18 protein-coding genes are annotated in these 16,287 nt (G+C 70.0%); 10 read left to right on the top strand and 8 right to left on the bottom strand.

Annotation, left to right across the window (positions count from 1 at the left end; genetic code table 11):
* Position 1: 1 nt before the first annotated feature.
* The 5 genes from OG876_RS39550 (at position 2) to OG876_RS39530 (ending at position 4,619) form a co-directional block, all read left to right on the top strand.
* Complete coding sequence (locus OG876_RS39550; protein WP_328521852.1) at positions 2 to 1,315, top strand: ArsA family ATPase; 1,314 nt, start codon at positions 2 to 4, stop codon at positions 1,313 to 1,315.
* On the top strand, positions 1,312 to 1,710 hold the full coding sequence (locus tag OG876_RS39545; RefSeq protein ID WP_328521851.1) for a hypothetical protein: 399 nt from the start codon (positions 1,312 to 1,314) through the stop codon (positions 1,708 to 1,710). The genes OG876_RS39550 and OG876_RS39545 overlap by 4 nt, the downstream gene beginning before the upstream one ends.
* On the top strand, positions 1,701 to 2,675 hold the full coding sequence (locus tag OG876_RS39540; RefSeq protein ID WP_328521850.1) for an ROK family glucokinase: 975 nt from the start codon (positions 1,701 to 1,703) through the stop codon (positions 2,673 to 2,675). Before OG876_RS39545 ends, OG876_RS39540 begins: the two co-directional genes overlap by 10 nt.
* A 64-nt stretch (positions 2,676 to 2,739) precedes the next feature.
* Positions 2,740 to 3,882 carry an ROK family glucokinase gene (locus tag OG876_RS39535; protein WP_328521849.1) on the top strand — a complete coding sequence of 381 codons (1,143 nt, stop codon included), beginning with the start codon at positions 2,740 to 2,742 and terminating at the stop codon, positions 3,880 to 3,882.
* The gene (locus OG876_RS39530; protein ID WP_328521848.1) at positions 3,879 to 4,619 is read left to right on the top strand and encodes an endonuclease/exonuclease/phosphatase family protein; all 741 of its coding nucleotides are present in this window, start codon (positions 3,879 to 3,881) and stop codon (positions 4,617 to 4,619) included. The genes OG876_RS39535 and OG876_RS39530 overlap by 4 nt, the downstream gene beginning before the upstream one ends.
* Here the strand turns inward: OG876_RS39530 and OG876_RS39525 are convergent.
* From OG876_RS39525 to OG876_RS39495, 7 genes are all read right to left on the bottom strand, one after another.
* Positions 4,609 to 4,806 (bottom strand): hypothetical protein, encoded by a 198-nt coding sequence (locus tag OG876_RS39525; RefSeq protein ID WP_328521847.1) that lies wholly within the window; start codon positions 4,804 to 4,806, stop codon positions 4,609 to 4,611. The genes OG876_RS39530 and OG876_RS39525 overlap by 11 nt on opposite strands.
* A gap of 53 nt (positions 4,807 to 4,859) precedes the next feature.
* Complete coding sequence (locus OG876_RS39520) at positions 4,860 to 5,603, bottom strand: phytanoyl-CoA dioxygenase family protein (RefSeq protein WP_328521846.1); 744 nt, start codon at positions 5,601 to 5,603, stop codon at positions 4,860 to 4,862.
* Between the two features lie 118 nt (positions 5,604 to 5,721).
* Positions 5,722 to 6,471, bottom strand: a complete 750-nt coding sequence (locus OG876_RS39515; RefSeq protein ID WP_328521845.1) for an enoyl-CoA hydratase-related protein — start codon at positions 6,469 to 6,471, stop codon at positions 5,722 to 5,724.
* 21 nt (positions 6,472 to 6,492) lie between these two features.
* Entirely contained in the window at positions 6,493 to 6,915 is a 423-nt protein-coding gene (locus OG876_RS39510) for a YybH family protein (protein ID WP_328521844.1), read from the bottom strand.
* Between the two features lie 11 nt (positions 6,916 to 6,926).
* Positions 6,927 to 8,174, bottom strand: a complete 1,248-nt coding sequence (locus OG876_RS39505; RefSeq protein ID WP_328521843.1) for an ornithine cyclodeaminase — start codon at positions 8,172 to 8,174, stop codon at positions 6,927 to 6,929.
* A 32-nt stretch (positions 8,175 to 8,206) separates the two neighbouring features.
* The gene (locus OG876_RS39500) at positions 8,207 to 8,992 is read right to left on the bottom strand and encodes a hypothetical protein (RefSeq protein ID WP_328521842.1); all 786 of its coding nucleotides are present in this window, start codon (positions 8,990 to 8,992) and stop codon (positions 8,207 to 8,209) included.
* Positions 8,985 to 9,755, bottom strand: a complete 771-nt coding sequence (locus OG876_RS39495) for an alpha/beta hydrolase (RefSeq protein WP_328521841.1) — start codon at positions 9,753 to 9,755, stop codon at positions 8,985 to 8,987. The genes OG876_RS39500 and OG876_RS39495 overlap by 8 nt, the downstream gene beginning before the upstream one ends.
* 273 nt (positions 9,756 to 10,028) lie before the next feature.
* On the opposite strand from OG876_RS39495, the gene OG876_RS39490 reads away from it, so the two are divergent.
* The 5 genes from OG876_RS39490 to OG876_RS39470 all read left to right on the top strand — a co-directional run bounded on the left by OG876_RS39490 (position 10,029) and on the right by OG876_RS39470 (position 14,725).
* On the top strand, positions 10,029 to 10,811 hold the full coding sequence (locus OG876_RS39490) for a lysophospholipid acyltransferase family protein (RefSeq protein ID WP_328521840.1): 783 nt from the start codon (positions 10,029 to 10,031) through the stop codon (positions 10,809 to 10,811).
* A 35-nt stretch (positions 10,812 to 10,846) separates the two neighbouring features.
* The gene (locus OG876_RS39485) at positions 10,847 to 11,239 is read left to right on the top strand and encodes a DUF2237 family protein (protein WP_328521839.1); all 393 of its coding nucleotides are present in this window, start codon (positions 10,847 to 10,849) and stop codon (positions 11,237 to 11,239) included.
* Positions 11,240 to 11,282: 43 nt separating this feature from the next.
* Positions 11,283 to 12,656 carry a class II 3-deoxy-7-phosphoheptulonate synthase gene (locus OG876_RS39480; RefSeq protein ID WP_328521838.1) on the top strand — a complete coding sequence of 458 codons (1,374 nt, stop codon included), beginning with the start codon at positions 11,283 to 11,285 and terminating at the stop codon, positions 12,654 to 12,656.
* Positions 12,653 to 13,675, top strand: coding sequence for a threonine aldolase family protein (locus tag OG876_RS39475; protein ID WP_328521837.1), 1,023 nt, complete (start codon positions 12,653 to 12,655; stop codon positions 13,673 to 13,675). Before OG876_RS39480 ends, OG876_RS39475 begins: the two co-directional genes overlap by 4 nt.
* Before the next feature lie 72 nt (positions 13,676 to 13,747).
* Positions 13,748 to 14,725 carry a ribose-phosphate diphosphokinase gene (locus tag OG876_RS39470; protein WP_328521836.1) on the top strand — a complete coding sequence of 326 codons (978 nt, stop codon included), beginning with the start codon at positions 13,748 to 13,750 and terminating at the stop codon, positions 14,723 to 14,725.
* A gap of 49 nt (positions 14,726 to 14,774) precedes the next feature.
* On the opposite strand, the gene glpK is transcribed toward OG876_RS39470, so the two are convergent.
* The gene (gene glpK, locus OG876_RS39465; protein WP_328521835.1) at positions 14,775 to 16,286 is read right to left on the bottom strand and encodes a glycerol kinase GlpK; all 1,512 of its coding nucleotides are present in this window, start codon (positions 16,284 to 16,286) and stop codon (positions 14,775 to 14,777) included.
* Between the last annotated feature and the right edge of the window lies 1 nt (position 16,287).

Genomic DNA, 16,287 nt, shown 5'->3' with positions numbered 1-16,287 from the left:
AGTGACTCGGGTTCTGCTGTACACGGGTAAGGGCGGCGTCGGCAAGACGACCTCCGCCGCGGGCACGGCCACGCTCGCCGCGTTGCGTGGGCTGCGCACGCTGGTGCTGTCGACCGACGCCGCGCATTCGCTGTCGGACGCGTTCGACTCCGAGGTCGGTCTCGAGCCGACCGAGATCGACGACCTGCTGTTCGTCCAGCAGATCGACGCGCAGCGCCGCTTCGAGCGGTCCTGGGGTGACATCCAGGCGTACCTGCGGTCGGTGCTGCACATGGTCGGGGTGGACCCGATCGAGGCCGAGGAACTGACTGTGCTGCCGGGCGCCGAGGAGGTGCTCGCGCTGCTCGAGGTGCGTGACCACGTCCGGTCCGGGCGCTGGGACGTGATCGTGGTGGACTGCGCGCCGACCGCGGAGACGCTCCGGCTGCTTGCGTTGCCCGAGGCACTCAACTGGTACATGGACCGCATCTTCAATGCCGAGCGCAAGGTGATGCGGACCTTCCGGCCGTTCCTCAGTCGTGCGTCGGGGATCCCGATGCCGGACGACACCGTCTTCGACGCGCTGCGGCGGCTGCAGAGCGACCTGTCGGACATCCGCACCCTGCTTGCCGGACCGGACGCGTCGGTGCGGCTGGTGCTGACGCCGGAGGCCGTGGTGGTGGCCGAGGCGCGGCGATCGCTGACAACCCTGTCGCTGTACGGCTACCGCGTCGACGGCGTGGTCGCGAACCGGGTGTTCCCGGCCGCCGGCGCGGACAACTGGCGGCGGCAGTGGGTCGCGGCGCAGCGCGGCATCCTCGAGGACGTGGCGGACTCGTTCCGGCCGCTGCCGATCTGGGAGTCGCCGTACCGGGCCTGTGAGCCGGTCGGCGTGGAGGAGCTCGCCGCGTTCGCAGTGGAGATGTACGGCGGGGACGACCCGTTCGCCCGTGCGACAGACGAGACGTCGCTGTGGGTGGATCGGCACATCGACACCGACGGCCGGACCTACACGCTGACGATGCCGTTGCCGCTGGCCTCCGCGAGCGAGCTGGAGTTGGCGCGCCACGGTGACGAGCTGATCATCACCGTCGGGTCGTATCGGCGGGTGCTGCCGTTGCCTGCGGCACTGGCCCGCGGAGTGGTCGCGGGCGCGCGGCTGGACGACGGTCGGCTGCAGGTGCGGTTCGCGCCCCGGGAGACCGCGCGGCCGATGCCGTCTGAGTTACCGAGTGGGACCGGGCCGCTCGAGTCCGCGCAGGAGTTGGCACAGGGTTTGACGGCCGAGTTCCACGCCCGGCTCACCCACGAGGCCGCGATCGGGGAGGGCCGGTGAGTAAGGAGCCGATCGGATCCGTCGCCGAGGAGGCGGCCAAGCTGTTCGCCGTACTCCAGCAGGCCGCAGCCGGTCCCGGTGGTACGACGCACGCCGAGGAAGCACCCGCGGACGACGAGCAGGCAGCGCACGAGCACCACGCCGGCCCCGAGTGTCAGTGGTGTCCGGTGTGCCAGCTGATTCGTAAGGTGCGGAACACCAGCCCGGAGACGATCGAGCAGCTGTCGTCGGCGGCCGCGCATGTGCTCGGGTCGGTGCGATCGTTGCTGGAGGCAGCCGCGGAGGCTGCCCGGCAGGCGCAGGCGGACGCAGCGTCGCGTACCGCTCAGGAGGAGCCGGTCCGGTCCCGGGTGGACCGGATCGACGTGAGTGAGGACCCCGAACCATGGGACTGACGATCGGCATCGATGTCGGCGGAACGAAGATCGCGGCCGGCCTGGTCGGACCGGACGGCGTGATCGGTGCCCGCGCATATCGCGACACCCCGGCGGACTCGGTCGACGGCACCGCCGCAGCGATCTGCGACGCGGCCGCCGAACTGATCGCCGGGCACGACGTGGAGGCGGTCGGGATCGGCGCGGCCGGGTTCGTCTCGTCGGACCGGTCGACCGTGCTGTTCGCGCCGAACCTGGCCTGGCGGAACGAGCCGCTCGGCGTCCGGGTCGCGGACACGCTGAAGATCCCCGTCGTGGTCGAGAACGACGCGAACGCCGCGGCCTGGGGCGAGTTCGCCTTCGGCGCCGCGAAGAACGTCCAGGACATGGTCTGCATCACGGTCGGCACCGGGATCGGCGGCGGTGTCGTGCACAGCGGCGAGCTGCTGCGCGGCGCCCATGGTGTCGCGGCCGAGCTCGGGCACATGCGCGTCGTACCCGGTGGGCATCGGTGTGGTTGTGGGGCGCGGGGATGCCTGGAGCAGTACGCGTCCGGGCGGGCCCTGGTGCGGGAGGGCCGGGCGCAGGCGGAGTCGGGTTCGCTGAGCGCGATGCAGCTGCTGAGCGTGTGCGGGATCTCCGACCCGGCCGAGCTGACCGGGCCGATGATCACCAAGGCGGCGGCCGCGGGCGATCCGTGCGCGGTGGAGCTGCTGGAGGAGCTCGGGCGCTGGCTGGGCGAGGGGCTGGCGAGTCTCGCGACCCTGTTCGACCCGACGCTGATCGTCGTCGGCGGTGGCGTGAGCGCGGCGAAGGAGCTGCTGCTGAAGTCTGCCGAAACGGCCTTCGAGAAGGTCCTCCCGGCCAAGGCGAACCGCCCGCACCCGACGTTCAGCGTCGCCGAGCTGGGCAACGACGCCGGCCTGATCGGCGCCGCCGACCTGGCCCGCCACCCAGCCCTCGTTCCAGAGAAATCCCGGTCATGAACGGGACACGGGATACTGGAGGTAGTCCGGCGGGGGCTGGGGGTACGGCGAGGAGGGTCGTGCAGTGGCTCTGACGCAGGCTTTGACGATCGGGATCGACATCGGCGGGACCAAGGTCGCCGCCGGGGTGGTCGACCCCGAGGCCAACATCCTGGACCGGGTACGGCGGGACACGCCGACGACGGACCCGAAGGAGACCGAGGACGCGATCGCGGAGATCGTCCACGATCTGGAGTCCCGGCACGACGTGATCGCCGTCGGCATCGGCGCGGCCGGATTCGTCGACGGGACGCGGTCGTCGGTGCTGTTCGCACCGCACCTCGCCTGGCGGCACGAGCCGCTGCGGGACGCGGTCGAACGCCGGCTCGGCCTGCCGGTCGTGGTCGAGAACGACGCCAACGCGGCCGCGTGGTCGGAGTGGCGGTTCGGTGGCGGTCAGGGCGAGAGCCACCTGGTCTGTGTGACGCTCGGGACCGGTATCGGTGGCGCGATCCTGAACGACGGCTCGTTGCAGCGCGGGAAGTTCGGCATCGCCGGTGAGTTCGGGCACATGCAGGTCGTGCCGGGTGGTCATCGCTGCGAGTGCGGCAACCGCGGCTGCTGGGAGCAGTACGCGTCCGGCAACGCGCTGACCCGGGAGGCGCGGGAGCTGGCGCGGTCCGGATCACCGGTGGCGCACAACCTGCTCCGCGCGGCCGGTGGCGATCCGCGCAAGATCAACGGCCCGATGGTGACCGAGCTGGCCAAGGACGGCGACCCGGTCGCGGTGGAGCTGCTCGAGGACGTCGGCCGCTGGCTCGGCATCGGGCTCGCCAACCTGGCCGCTGCGCTCGACCCCGGCACCTTCGTAATCGGTGGCGGCGTGTCGGACGCGGGTGAGTTGCTGCTGGCGCCGGCGCGGGAGGCGTTCAAGCGGACGCTGACCGGTCGTGGGTTCCGCCCGGAGGCGCGGATCGTGCGCGCCGTCCTCGGCCCGGAGGCCGGCCTCGTCGGCGCGGCCGACCTGGCCCGGGAGGAGGCGACCTGGTTGCGCCGGGTCCGCGTCAAGACGACCGCCGTCACCGCGAAGACGGCCGCCGCCCGCAGCCGCTCCACCCGCCTCGAGCGAGCCGCCCGCAAGTCGGCCGGCCGTCGTACCGGAATGCGCGCCGCGGCCGCCGACGCAGACCTGCACCACGCCGACCTGAACGGCGACCCCGAGGCATGAGCCACGAGCCCACCGACGACGGCTCGAAGCTGGGTCCGGTCGGTGGCACGGCGGTGCTGCGGGTGCTGTCGTACAACGTGCATCGGTGGGGCGACGACCGTACGGCGCTCGCGCGGGTGGTGAGGGCGTGCGCGCCGGACGTGATGCTGGTGCAGGAGGCGCCGACCTGGTGGGGGACCCGGCGGAAGCGGCGCGCGATGGCGGCGAGCTTCGGGATGCGGTACGTCGTCGGCTCGGCCCGCAACGCGATCCTGGTTGCCGACGGCACCGATCTGACCGGGCCGCTGCACTGGCGGATCTGGCGACCGTTCGTCCGCCGGCGGCTGAACCTCATCGCCACCCAACTGCCCGGCGGCGCCGTCGGCGGTCACGTCGCGCTCGGCTCGACGCGGCTCGCCCTGGTCGTCTGCCACCTCGGCCTGCACATCCGCGGCCGCCGGCACGAACTCGAACAGGTCCTGAAGGGCTGCCGATCCTTCAACCTGCCCTACCTGCTGGCCGGCGACCTCAACGAAGAACCCGACGGCCCGGTCTGGAAGCGCCTCGCCGAGGAAGGCCTCACGGACCTGGGCGCCGACGCCGGCCCCACCTTCAGCTCCACCAACCCCCACAAACGCATCGACGGCGCCCACCTGTCACCAGCCCTGACCGGCCGCATCCTCCCCACCCCAGCCACCCCCGAGGACCTGGCCGCCGCCTCCGACCACCTCCCCCAACTCATCGAGCTCACCGCCTAACCGCCGCGCCCCACCCACCCGGCAGCTCGGCCGCGCGACTTTGTGCACCGGATCCGCAGTCGGACGCTCCCGCCGTACGGATCTCGTGCACAAAGTCGAGCTCAGGCGGCTCCGGCAACTGATCGAGCTCACCGCCGAGCCGCGCCGACCCACCCACCGGGTGGCTCGGGCGCGCGACTTTGTGCACCGGATCCGCGGTCGACTGCTCCCGCCGTACGGATCTGGTGCACAAAGTCGAGGTCAGGAGCGGAACTCCAGGAGGGGGTTGGTGACGGCGGCACGCCAGTTGGTGCGGTGGTTGGTGGCCTGGAGGCGGTAGTAGAGGGTTTCGCGGCGTACGTCGTCCGCCGTGCCGGAGTGACCGCCGATGTTGTGGGCGAGCAGGTAGTGGGCGAAGAGCACGCTGCCGGCCGAGCCGGTGACCTGGATGGGATCGCCGAGGGGGATGTCCGGGTAGGGTCCGACGTTCATCTCGTCGAGGCGGGTGAGGGCGTCGGCGCCACGCTCGGCCAGGTAGGCGCCGAAGCCGAGGTGGGTGCCGGGCCAGACGTAGAGGTTGCCGCGGTCGAGTTCGTCGTGACCGGTCAGCCACAGTCCGGCGAGCATCGTGAACGTCGCCGGACTGCCGTCGTCGAGCCCAGGCGTGAGCCCGTCGACATGCGGCCCACCCGGCCGATGCGGCCACGGCGGAATCGTCGTCGCGACCTGCGCGAAGTCCGGCTCCTGTACGTCGAGATCCGCCCGCAGGAACTGCCCGGCCAGCTCCGCGATCCCGGCCGACCGATACAGCTCGAGCAACGGATGGCCACCGTCGAACCGAGGCCAGAGAAAGTGCGCTCCGACTCCTGTAGGCGGCTCGCACTCCAGCATCCGCGCGACGACCTGCCGTCCCACCGCGACCTCGTCGTCCGTCAGCACCGCCGGGACAACGACGTACCCATGCTCCCGAAACTGCGCCCGCTGCCCCTCGGTGATCTCCGGCATGCCAGCCAGTCCACCAGTGGCCTCCTGCACCGGCAAACGAATTACTGCGCCGGCTCCGGCGGTCGCTCGTGCAAGTAGTCCTCGACCGCGAACAGATGCGTGGCCATCCGGGTAGCGGCTAGCCCCGCTTGCGGTTCAGGAAGGCGAGCATCGCTTCCTGGGCCGCGGGGGAGCCGAACAGGTCGGCGGAGAGCTCGGCGAGGTCCTTGCCGCGGGCATCGATGTCGGCGAGCAGCTCGCGGTTGAGCAGCTTCTTGCTCTCCCGGAGGCCTTGCGCGGCGCCCTTGAGGAGCGACTGCACGACCGCGTCGACCGTGGCGTCCAGCTCCCCGTTGGGCACCGCGCGGGTGACGAGGCCGAGGCGCGCCGCCTCGGTCCCGTCGAAGCCGTTGCCGGTGAGAAAGGTGTACGACGCGGCGCGATCGGTCAGCCTGGGGAGCACGGTGAGCGAGATCGTCGCCGCAGCCAGCCCCAGCCGGACCTCGGTCAGCGCGAAGGTGGCGCTCTCGCCGGCGACGCTGATGTCAGCCGCCGCGACGATCCCGATCCCGCCCGCGCGCACCGGCCCGGCGACCCGCGCCACCACCGGCTTGGGATTGGCGACGATCGCGCGCTGTACGTCGACCATCCGCTGCGCGCCGACACCCATGCCGACCGTGGTCGCCTCGGACAGATCGGCGCCGGAGCAGAACACGTCCAGCGCCGAGCGGATCACGATCACTCGGACCAGTTCGTCGGTCCCGGCGCTGTCCAGCCGCTCCAGGAGCTCGCCGGTGAGCTGCTGGGACAGCGCGTTCTTGTTGTGCGGGGAGTCCAGCGTGATCGTGGCCACGCCGTCGGTCACATCCAGCTGCACGAGCTCGGTCATGCCCACATCCAACACCACCGGTCAGGGTCCCGATGGCGACGCGGTAGGGCTGAGCGGATCGGCATGCCGGTGAGCGATCTTCCATCCACCGTCCTCGGCGCGGAAGACCATCGTGGCCCGCAGCACGTGCGGGACCGCCTCGGGCTGGCTCAGGTGCCGGACGGTGCAGCGTTCGATCGCGACGGTGTAGGCCGTATCGGAGCCGACGTGCTTCTCGAGATACTCGAACTCGACCTTCGCGCCACTCGGCCGGAACTGCGAGGCGGCCCACGCGTACCGCGGCCCGATCTGCGACCAGCCGACCTCCTGGCCCCCGAACCCGCCGAAGATCGAGCTCTGCTCGCTGCGCGACACCAACGGCAGCCACAACGAGGCATCGCCGTTGACGAAGGCCGTGTTGGCCTGTTCGAACTGGATCAGGAAGGCCTCGAAGCTCTGTGACATCGCCAGGAAGTTTACTTGACCTCGGCGTACGACGGGGACAGTTCGCGGGCCAGGTGCTCGACGAAGAGGCCGACGTCGGTGACGATGCCGCGGGCGTGCGACGAACCGCGGTCGGCCAGCTTGGTCACCGTCGCCGGGTTGATGTCCACACAGGTCAGCGGGATGGACGCCGGCAGGATGTTGCCAGTAGCAACGGAATGCAGCATCGTCGCGGCCATCAGGCAGTAGCCGACACCGGGCAGCTCGGCGCGCATCGCCCGCTGGCCCTCGAGTACGTCGGTGTACACGTCGGGCAGTGGGCCGTCGTCGCGCACGGATCCGACCAGGACGAACTTCTTGCCCATCTTCACCAGTGCGTGCATCACGCCCGAGGTGAGCACCCCCTGGTCGACCGCGGCCGCGATCGAACCCGCCTTGCGGATCGTGTTGATCGCGCGGATGTGGTGCTCGTGACCGTGCTCGACGCCGCGGCCCCGGTCCAGGTCGACGCCCAGCGACGTGCCGTAGAGCGACGACTCGATGTCGTGTGTGGCGAGTGCGTTCCCGGCGAAGAGGACGTCGACGAAACCGGCCTCGACCAGCGCGACCATGGCCGGTGCCGCGCCGGTGTGGACGATGCCCGGGCCGCCGACCCAGAGCACCTTCTCGCCATTCGCCTTCGCCTCGCGCATGCCGTCGGCGACCTGGCGGACCAGGACCCGCTGAGGCTTCTCGCTGGAGACGTCCGACTCCATGAAGCCGAAGCCGCCCTCGGGGGTCTCGGCGATCGGGGGAGTGACCCGGACGCCCTGGGCGCTGGTGATGATCCGCATGCCGGCCCGCACCTCCGACATCGGGATGGTGCGGACGTCGTCCCCCTCGACCAGCAGGCCGCAGTCCATCTCCGGGTGCCGCACCTGGACCCAGTGGCCGTGCAGCCGGACGCTGGTCGGCAGGTTGGTGGTCGAGTAGAAGCCGTCCGGGAAGACGCCGTCCTGGACCACCGCACTGATCTCCGGCTCGCCCGGGTTGACCAGGTTGGCGCCCTTGGTCTGGATCCGCATGAGCAGCCGCTGCAGGGCTTCCTCGTCCTCGGCGCCGACCGTCATCCGGACCGTGGACGGGTCGTCCTTGTCGTAGCCGAGGTCGAACTTGTCCAGCGTGTAGTCACCGCCGTACCCGCGGATGTCGTCGAGGACCCGGGACAGCAGTCCGGTGTCCATCAGGTGGCCGGTGATCTCGACGGTCTCGGTGACCTGCACGGGTACCTCCCTCGGCATTCGTCGGATTGTCCGACGATCCGCACTCTAACTCAGACGACTGCCCCGTCGTCGGGAGTGTCATCTGGTGGCAACCGATCCTTCATCCGGATGACCAGGGTGAGGAAGCCGCCGACGAAACCCACCACCGCGAGCGTCGTGATCCGACCGGTGCCGAAGTCGAGCACCGCGGCCGCGATCAGCAGCAACGGGCCGCCGATCAGGCCGAGCCAGGCGAGCCGGCTGATCCAGTCCAGCCGGGGACCGCGCGGCGGCTCCGGCGGGACGAAGTGGTCGTGAGGGTCGTCGGCCTTCTTCGCCGGCTCCTCGTCCTCGTCCGCGGCCTTGTCCTCGAAGGTCAGACTCGCCGGTACGTCGATCAGCGGCTCGTACTTCTCGTCGACGTCCTCACTGGCCGGCCACCGCGGCACCGCGGTGTCCCCGCTGTCGTGCCCGGGTGCGGACGGCGCGCTGAACTGCTCGACCAGCGACGCCCACTCGGCGTCCTCGGTGCTCCGCTCGATCACCGGCCGGGCCCGGTCCACCGCGTCGGCGTCGACGAAGATCTCCTCGAACCCGGCCGGCACCGCCGCCGGTTCCTCGGCCTTGGCCGGGGCTTCGGGCTTGTCGGTCGCCTCCGCCCCGGCCCGCGGTTCGTCGGCGGAGTCCGGCGTACGGGCGTCGACGTCGGACGTCTCCGTGGTCCGGGGCTCGCCGGGAGATCCGCAGTACGCGGCGATGCCGGCGTCGGCCAGGGCGGCCAGCACCGGCTCGGCGACCAGTGGGTCGATACCGCCGAGTGAGCTGTACTGCGCCGCCGTCAGTCCGTTGTCACGCATCGCTGCGACCGCTCAACCGGCGGATGAAGGCCGCGGAGTCGGCGAAGATCCGCGGAGCGTCGTTGTCCAGAGTTGCCACGTGATAGCTGTCCTCGAGCAGGGTCTCGGTCACGTCGCGGGACGAGATCGAGGACAGCACCGTCCGCCCCGAGCTCGGCTCCACCACATGATCGACAGTACTGCGGAACAGCAGCACCGGCTGTGTCACCTTCGCGAGATCGTCCCGGGTGAGCTGCCAGAGCTGGGACAGCGAGTGCAGCGCGCGCAACGGCATCCGGTCGTACGCGCCCTCGTCGGCACCCGGCTTCTTGATGTCGTTCGAGATGCCCGGGAACGACGGCACCAGCCGGGACAGCACCGGCAGCAGCACCAACCGCTTGTCGTCCGTCCGTACCGACGGGTTGATCAGGACCAGACCGGAAATGTCCGCGCCGTGCTCCTCGGCCAGCCGCAGGACCAGGCAGCCACCCATCGACAGTCCGGCCACGAACACCTGGTCGTGCTCCTTGCGCAACCGCTCCAGCTCGTTGTCCAGGACGGCGTACCAGTCCGGCCAGCCGGTCTTGTTCATCTCCTGCCAGGTGGTCCCGTGACCGGGCAGGCGCGGCACGGCGACGCCGTACCCCTCGGCGGCCAGGTGTTCGGCGAACGGACGCATCGACTTCGGTGACCCGGTGAATCCGTGACTGAGCAGGACTCCGACGGCGGCGTTCTCCCCGGTCCCGGGACTGCGGTATTCCTCCGCGTGGCCTTGCACTGGCACGTCGACTCCTCGCCGGTCAGGGTCCTCACAGGCGGCCAGATCACGGCCGGGGTCACGGCTGGATCTGTGCGCCAGCCCATGGTCGCATCTGGGCTGCGTCCAGTCTGCATCCAGGTGACAACACGGTGAGCAACACCCGCATTCCTGGCGGTGACATTGCCTGAGGAGGAAGCTGGAACGTAATGTCCTGCACCGACGGTGGGCGCCGGCGCTGTCGCAACTGTCGCCGCGGGCGGACACTGGGTACTGGGCCGAGTGTGACGTGACGGACGAGTGACGGAGGTGAAGGCGATGCTGTACCTGTTCCTCAGACGGTTCCTGGTCGCACCGTTGGTGAAGCTGCTCTTCCGCCCCAAGGTGACCGGACTGGAGAACATCCCGTCCGAGGGTCCGGCGTTGCTGGTCTCCAACCACCTGGCGTTCTGCGACTCGATCTTCCTGCCGGTCGCCGTCCCCCGGCAGATCGTTTTCCCGGCCAAGTCGGAGTACTTCACCGCGCCCGGGCTGAAGGGGAAGCTGGTCGCGACCTTCTTCCGGTCGGTGGGCCAGATCCCGATCGACCGATCCGGCGGGCGGGCCTCGCTGGCCGCGCTGAACACCGGTCTGGACATTCTGAAGAAGGGCGAGCTGTTCGGGATCTACCCCGAGGGCACCCGCTCGCCCGACGGCCGGCTCTACAAGGGCAAGACCGGCGTCGCCCGGATGGCGATCGTGGCCGGTGTGCCGGTGATCCCGGTCGCGATGATCGACACCGAGAAGCTGCAGCCGCCGGGCACGATCTGGCCGCAGTGGCTGATCCGTGAGCCCGGCCGCCGGCTGCCCCGGCTGGTCCGCCCGGGCGTGGCGATCGGCAAGCCGCTGGACTTCTCCCGCTACGAGGGGATGGAGCGCGACCGGTTCGTGCTCCGCTCGGTCACCGACGAGATCATGTACGCGCTGATGGAGCTGTCCGGCCAGGAGTACGTCGACATGTACGCCGACAAGGCCAAGGAACTGATCAAGGCCGGCGAGTCCGTCGACGAGCACCTCCACCTCGGCGACACCAAGGCCAGCTGACGGTCTTTGCCACCCGTACGGGTCAGGATGTCGCCATGGACAGCGACCTGAACGTCCTCGGCGAACCGCTGGAGGAGTGCGGGACCGATCCGGTCACCGGCTTCTACCGGGACGGCTGCTGCACGAGTGGCCCGGAGGATCTCGGGAGTCACACGGTCTGCGCCGTGATGACGCCGGAGTTCCTCGCCCATCAGACCTCGGTCGGAAACGACCTGGTCACCCCGCGCCCGGAGTTCGGCTTCCCGGGTCTCGCGCCGGGTGATCGCTGGTGCGTGGTCGCGGTTCGCTGGCTGCAGGCGTACCACGCCGGCGCCGCAGCTCCCGTCGTACTGGCGTCGTCGCACGCCCGGTCGCTGGACACCATCCCGCTGACGGTCCTGCGTGAGCACGCGGTCGACGTACCGCCGGATCCGGGGCTGTTGACCTGAGACGCTGACTCTGCGTCGTGGCGGCTGGCCTAGAGTTGGGGCCATGCAATTTGCGACGTTGACGGCGGGGGAAGTGCCTGGGGTTCCGAGTCTGGACGAGCTGCGGGCGTTGAAGCCGCTGCAGCAGCCGGAGTGGCCGGACGCGGCGGTGCTGGATCAGGTGATCGGCGAGCTGCGGAAGCTGCCGCCGCTGGTGTTCGCCGGTGAGTGCGACGACCTGACCACGAAGATCGGGGCGGTCACGCGCGGCGAGGCGTTCATCCTCCAGGGCGGCGACTGCGCGGAGACCTTCGAAGGTGTGACGGCGGAGAACATCCGGGCCAAGCTGCGGGTGCTGCTGCAGATGTCCGTCGTCCTCCAGTACGCCGCGAGCGTGCCGGTCGTGAAGGTCGGCCGGATCGCCGGTCAGTACGCCAAGCCGCGGAGCTCGGGCCTGGAGACGCGGGACGGTCTCACGCTGCCGACGTACCGCGGGGACGCCGTCAACGGCCTCGAGTTCACCCCAGAGGCGCGGATCCCGGATCCGCAGCGGCTACGGGGCGTCTACAACGCGGCCGCCGCGACGCTGAACCTGACCCGCGCGTTCACCACCGGTGGGTACGCCGATCTGCACCAGGTGCACGCGTGGAACACGGACTTCGTGAAGTCGTCGCCGGTCGGGCGCCGCTACGAGCAGCTGGCGTCCGAGATCGAGCGGGCGCTCGCCTTCATGCGGGCCTGCGGCGCGACCTCGGACGAGTTCCGGACGGTCGATTTCTACGCGTCGCACGAGGCGCTGATCCTCGAGTACGAGCACGCGCTGACCCGGATCGACTCGCGCACCGAGCAGCCGTACGACGTCTCCGGTCACCTCCTGTGGGTGGGGGAGCGGACGCGGCAGCTGGACGGCGCGCACGTCGAGTTCCTGGCTTCGCTGACGAACCCGCTGGGCGTGAAGATCGGGCCGACCACCACGCCGGAGTACATCCGGACCCTGATCGACAAGCTGAACCCGAAGGGGATCGAGGGCCGGCTCACATTCATCACCCGGATGGGCGCGGGCAAGATCCGCGCGGCGCTGCCGCCGCTGCTGGAGGCCGTCCGGGACCACGGTTCGCCGATCGCGTGGGTGTGCGACCCGATGCACGGGAACACGTACGAGACGCCGAACGGGTACAAGACCCGCAACTTCGACGACGTCATGGACGAGGTGCAGGGGTTCTTCGACGCCCACGAGCAGGTCGGCACCTGGCCGGGCGGCGTCCACATGGAGCTCACCGGGGACGACGTGACCGAGTGTCTTGGCGGTGGTGAGGAACTGGTCGCGGAGGATCTCGTGAACCGGTACGAGACTGCCTGCGACCCGCGACTGAACCGGCACCAGTCGCTGGAGCTGGCCTTCCTGGTCGCCGAGCGGCTGCGTGGCGTGCGGGCATGATCGATCTGCGGTCCGACACGGTCACCCGCCCGTCCGCGGGGATGCTGGCCGCGATGACGTCCGCGCCGGTCGGGGACGACGTGTACGGCGAGGACCCGACGATCAACCGGCTCGAGGAGACGGTCGCCGGACTGCTCGGGCATGAGGCCGGGCTGTTCACCGTGACCGGGTCGCTCGCGAACATCCTCGGCGTACGGGCGCTGGTGCCTCGCGGTGGCGAGGTGCTGTGTGAGGCGAGTGCGCACATCGCCCGCGCCGAGCTCGGCGCGCACGCGGCCGTCAGCGGGGTCACCACGCGAACGTGGTCCGCGCCGGCGGGACAGATCGACCTCGAGCAGATCCGCGCGCTGATCGCCCCGGACCTCGGCCCGTACTTCGTCACCACGTCGGCGGTCTCGGTCGAGAACACCCACAACTTCGGCGGTGGCGCCATCCAGCACCAGTACGACGCTCTCGCCGACGAACTGGACGCCCGCGGCCTGCCGCTCCACCTGGACGGCGCCCGGCTGTGGAACGCGTCCGTGGCCGCCGGTGTCCCGGCCTCGGCGTACGCCTCCCGCGCTGCCGCCGTGAGCGTCTGCCTCTCCAAGGGCCTCGGTGCGCCCGTCGGCTCCGTCCTGGTCGGCTCGACCGAGCTGATCCGGGAGGCTCGTGTCTGGCGCAAGCGCCTGGGCGCCGGCTGGCGACAGGCGGGCGTGCTGGCCGCCGCCGGCCTCTACGCCCTCGAGCACAACGTCGAGCGCCTGGCCGAAGACCACGCCAACGCCCGCCTGATCGCGGAAACCCTGGCCGACGCCGCCCCCGGCTCCGTCAAACCCGATCAGGTGGAAACCAACATCGTCGTGGCAGACCTCTCCGCCACCGGCACATCTGTACCCCAGGTGGTCGAGTCCGCCCGCGCCGCAGGCCTGTTGGTCAGCGGCGTCGGCCCGACTCACCTCCGCGTGGTAACCCATCTCGACGCATCGACCGAAGACTGCCGCGCCGCCGCGGAAACCCTCGCCCGCTTGGTCAGTTGAGCACCGAGGTCTTGATCAGCCGAGCTCCGAGATAGGGTGCAGGTGTTGGGGTCGCAGCGTTCGGGGAGAGCCGTGCGAGAGATCGTCGTGTTCAGCGGAAGTGCCCACACTGGTTTGGCGGAGCGGATCTGTGCCGATCTCGGCGTACCGCTCGCACCGGTGGAAATCCATCGTTTCAGCAACGACTGTCTGCAGGTGCAACTGCAGGAGAACTGCCGGCAGCGGGACGTGTACATCGTGCAACCGCTGGTGCCGCCGACGCAGGAGCACCTGATGGAGCTGCTGCTGATGATCGACGCCGCCCGCGGCGCCTCGGCGGAGCAGATCACCGCGGTGATGCCGCACTACGCGTACGCGCGCTCGGACAAGAAGGACGCCTCGCGGATCTCGATCGGCGGTCGCCTGGTCGCGGACCTGCTGGTCACGGCCGGCGTCGACCGCGTCCTGACCATGGCCCTGCACGCGCCCCAGGTGCACGGCTTCTTCTCGGTCCCGGTCGATCACCTCACAGCGATCGGCGTACTCGCGGACCACTTCCGCAACCACGATCTGACCGACACCGTCGTGGTCAGCCCGGACCTGGGCAACGCGAAGACGGCGACCCTGTTCGCCCGGCTGCTCGGCCTACCGGTCGCGGCGGGCAGCAAGCAGCGCCTGGCCGACGACCGCGTGGTGATCGACGCGATCGTCGGCGACGTGGCCGGCAAGCGGGCGATCATCCTCGACGACGAGATCGCCACCGGCGGCTCGATCATCGAGCTCCTGGACCGCCTGAAGGACCGCGGCTGCACCCAGGCGGCCGTCGCCTGCACCCACGGCCTGTTCTCCGGCGCCGCGGTCGAGCGGCTGCGGTCGCACCCCTCGATCACCGAGGTGATCAGCACCGACACCGTGCCGCGCCCAGCCGGCTTCCCCGAACTCCAGGTCAGCTCAGTCGCCGGCCTGTTCGCCGAAGCCATCAAGCGCATCCACGAGGGCGAATCCGTCAGCAGCCTCTTCGACGGCGTAGACCCCACCCACGCCCCACCCCAACCCAAACTCCCGTTCTAACTGGATCCAACCCCCGCGCGCTCCGCAGACGCCACTCGTAGCCAGTCCGTCAGCCTGTTTTACCGGCCAGGCCCAGGGTGCGCTCAACACCGAGGCGCCAGCCGGCGACGCCGCGCTTCCGTTCGTCCGCGCTCATGTGTGGTTCCCAGCCGTGCGTGATGGTGTAGTTCGCACGCAGGTCGTCCAGCCCAGACCAGAACCCGGTCGCAAGCCCCGCTGCGTAGGCGGCGCCGGTGGCGGTGATCTCGGCTGCGGCCGGAGCGACCACGTGGGAGTCGAGGACGTCGGCCTGAAACTGCATCAGCAGCTCATTCTTGGTCATGCCTCCATCCACCCGGAGTTCGCCGAGCTCCGCCAGACCGGTGTCGGCCAGCATCGCTTCAACCAGGTCGTAGGTCTGGTACGCCGTGGCTTCCAGCGCCGCACGTGCGATGTGTCCCTTGTTGGCGAACCGGGTCAGCCCCACGATCACCCCACGCGCATCGTCGTGCCAGTACGGCGCGAACAGGCCGGAGAACGCGGGGACGAAGACCACGCCACCCGAGTCCTCGACGGATCGCGCGAGGGTCTCGACCTCGGAGGCGTCGGTGATGATTCCGAGGTTCTCGCTGAGCCACTGGACGAGGGCGCCGGCCATCGAGACCGAACCCTCCAGCGCGTAGACCGCGTCGGCGTCGCCCAGCTTCCAAGCGACCGTCGTGATCAAGCCATGCTTCGACATCACCGGCTCTGTCCCAAGGTTGGCCAGCAGGAAGGCTCCGGTGCCGTACGTGCTCTTCATGGCACCGGGGTCGAAACACGTGTGACCCAGCAACGAGGCCTGCTGGTCGCCGAGTACGCCGGCCACGGGGACGCCGGCCAGCTCGCCCTTCGCGGTGCCGTAGACCTCGCTCGAAGACCGGATCTCGGGGAGTAGCGCACGCGGGATGTCCATCACGTCCAGCAGCTCCTGATCCCACTCGAGCGTGTGCAGGTTCATCAGAAGCGTTCGGCTGGCGTTGCTCGGCTCGGTCACATGCACGCCGCCATCGGGACCGCCGGTGAGGTTCCACAGCAGCCAGGTGTCGGGAGTGCCGAACAACAGGTCGCCCCGGCCGGCCGCCTCCCGCCTGGCCGGGTCCTGGTCGAGCAACCAGCGGAGCTTGAGAGCCGACGAATACGTCGAGATCGGCAGGCCGGTGCGCTGCTGGAACCGATTGATGCCTTTGTCGGCCGCCAGCGCGTCGGCGGCGGCCGCCGTCCGCGTGTCCTGCCAGGTGATCGAGTTCGCTACCGGGCGTCCCGTACGGCGATCCCACAGTACGACGGACTCGCGCTCGTTCGTGATCCCGATCCCGGCGATGTCCGCCGGCTGGGCATCCGCCGCGGCGAGCGCATCATGGATGCACTCCTGGGTTCGCTGCCAGACCTCGGCCATGTCGAGCTCGACCAGGCCCGGTCCGGGGTAGTGCATGGTCTGCCCGCGCTGTGCGGTTGCGACGGCGGTGCCATCTTCGCCGAACAGCAAGCACCGGGTGCTGGTGGTGCCGTGGTCGATGGCCGCGACGAATCTGCCTGCCATT

Source organism: Kribbella sp. NBC_00359 (genome assembly GCF_036097425.1).
Lineage (GTDB): Bacteria > Actinomycetota > Actinomycetes > Propionibacteriales > Kribbellaceae > Kribbella.
Note: the sequence above shows the minus strand (reverse complement) of the source record. Positions and strands in the feature narration are given on the sequence as shown.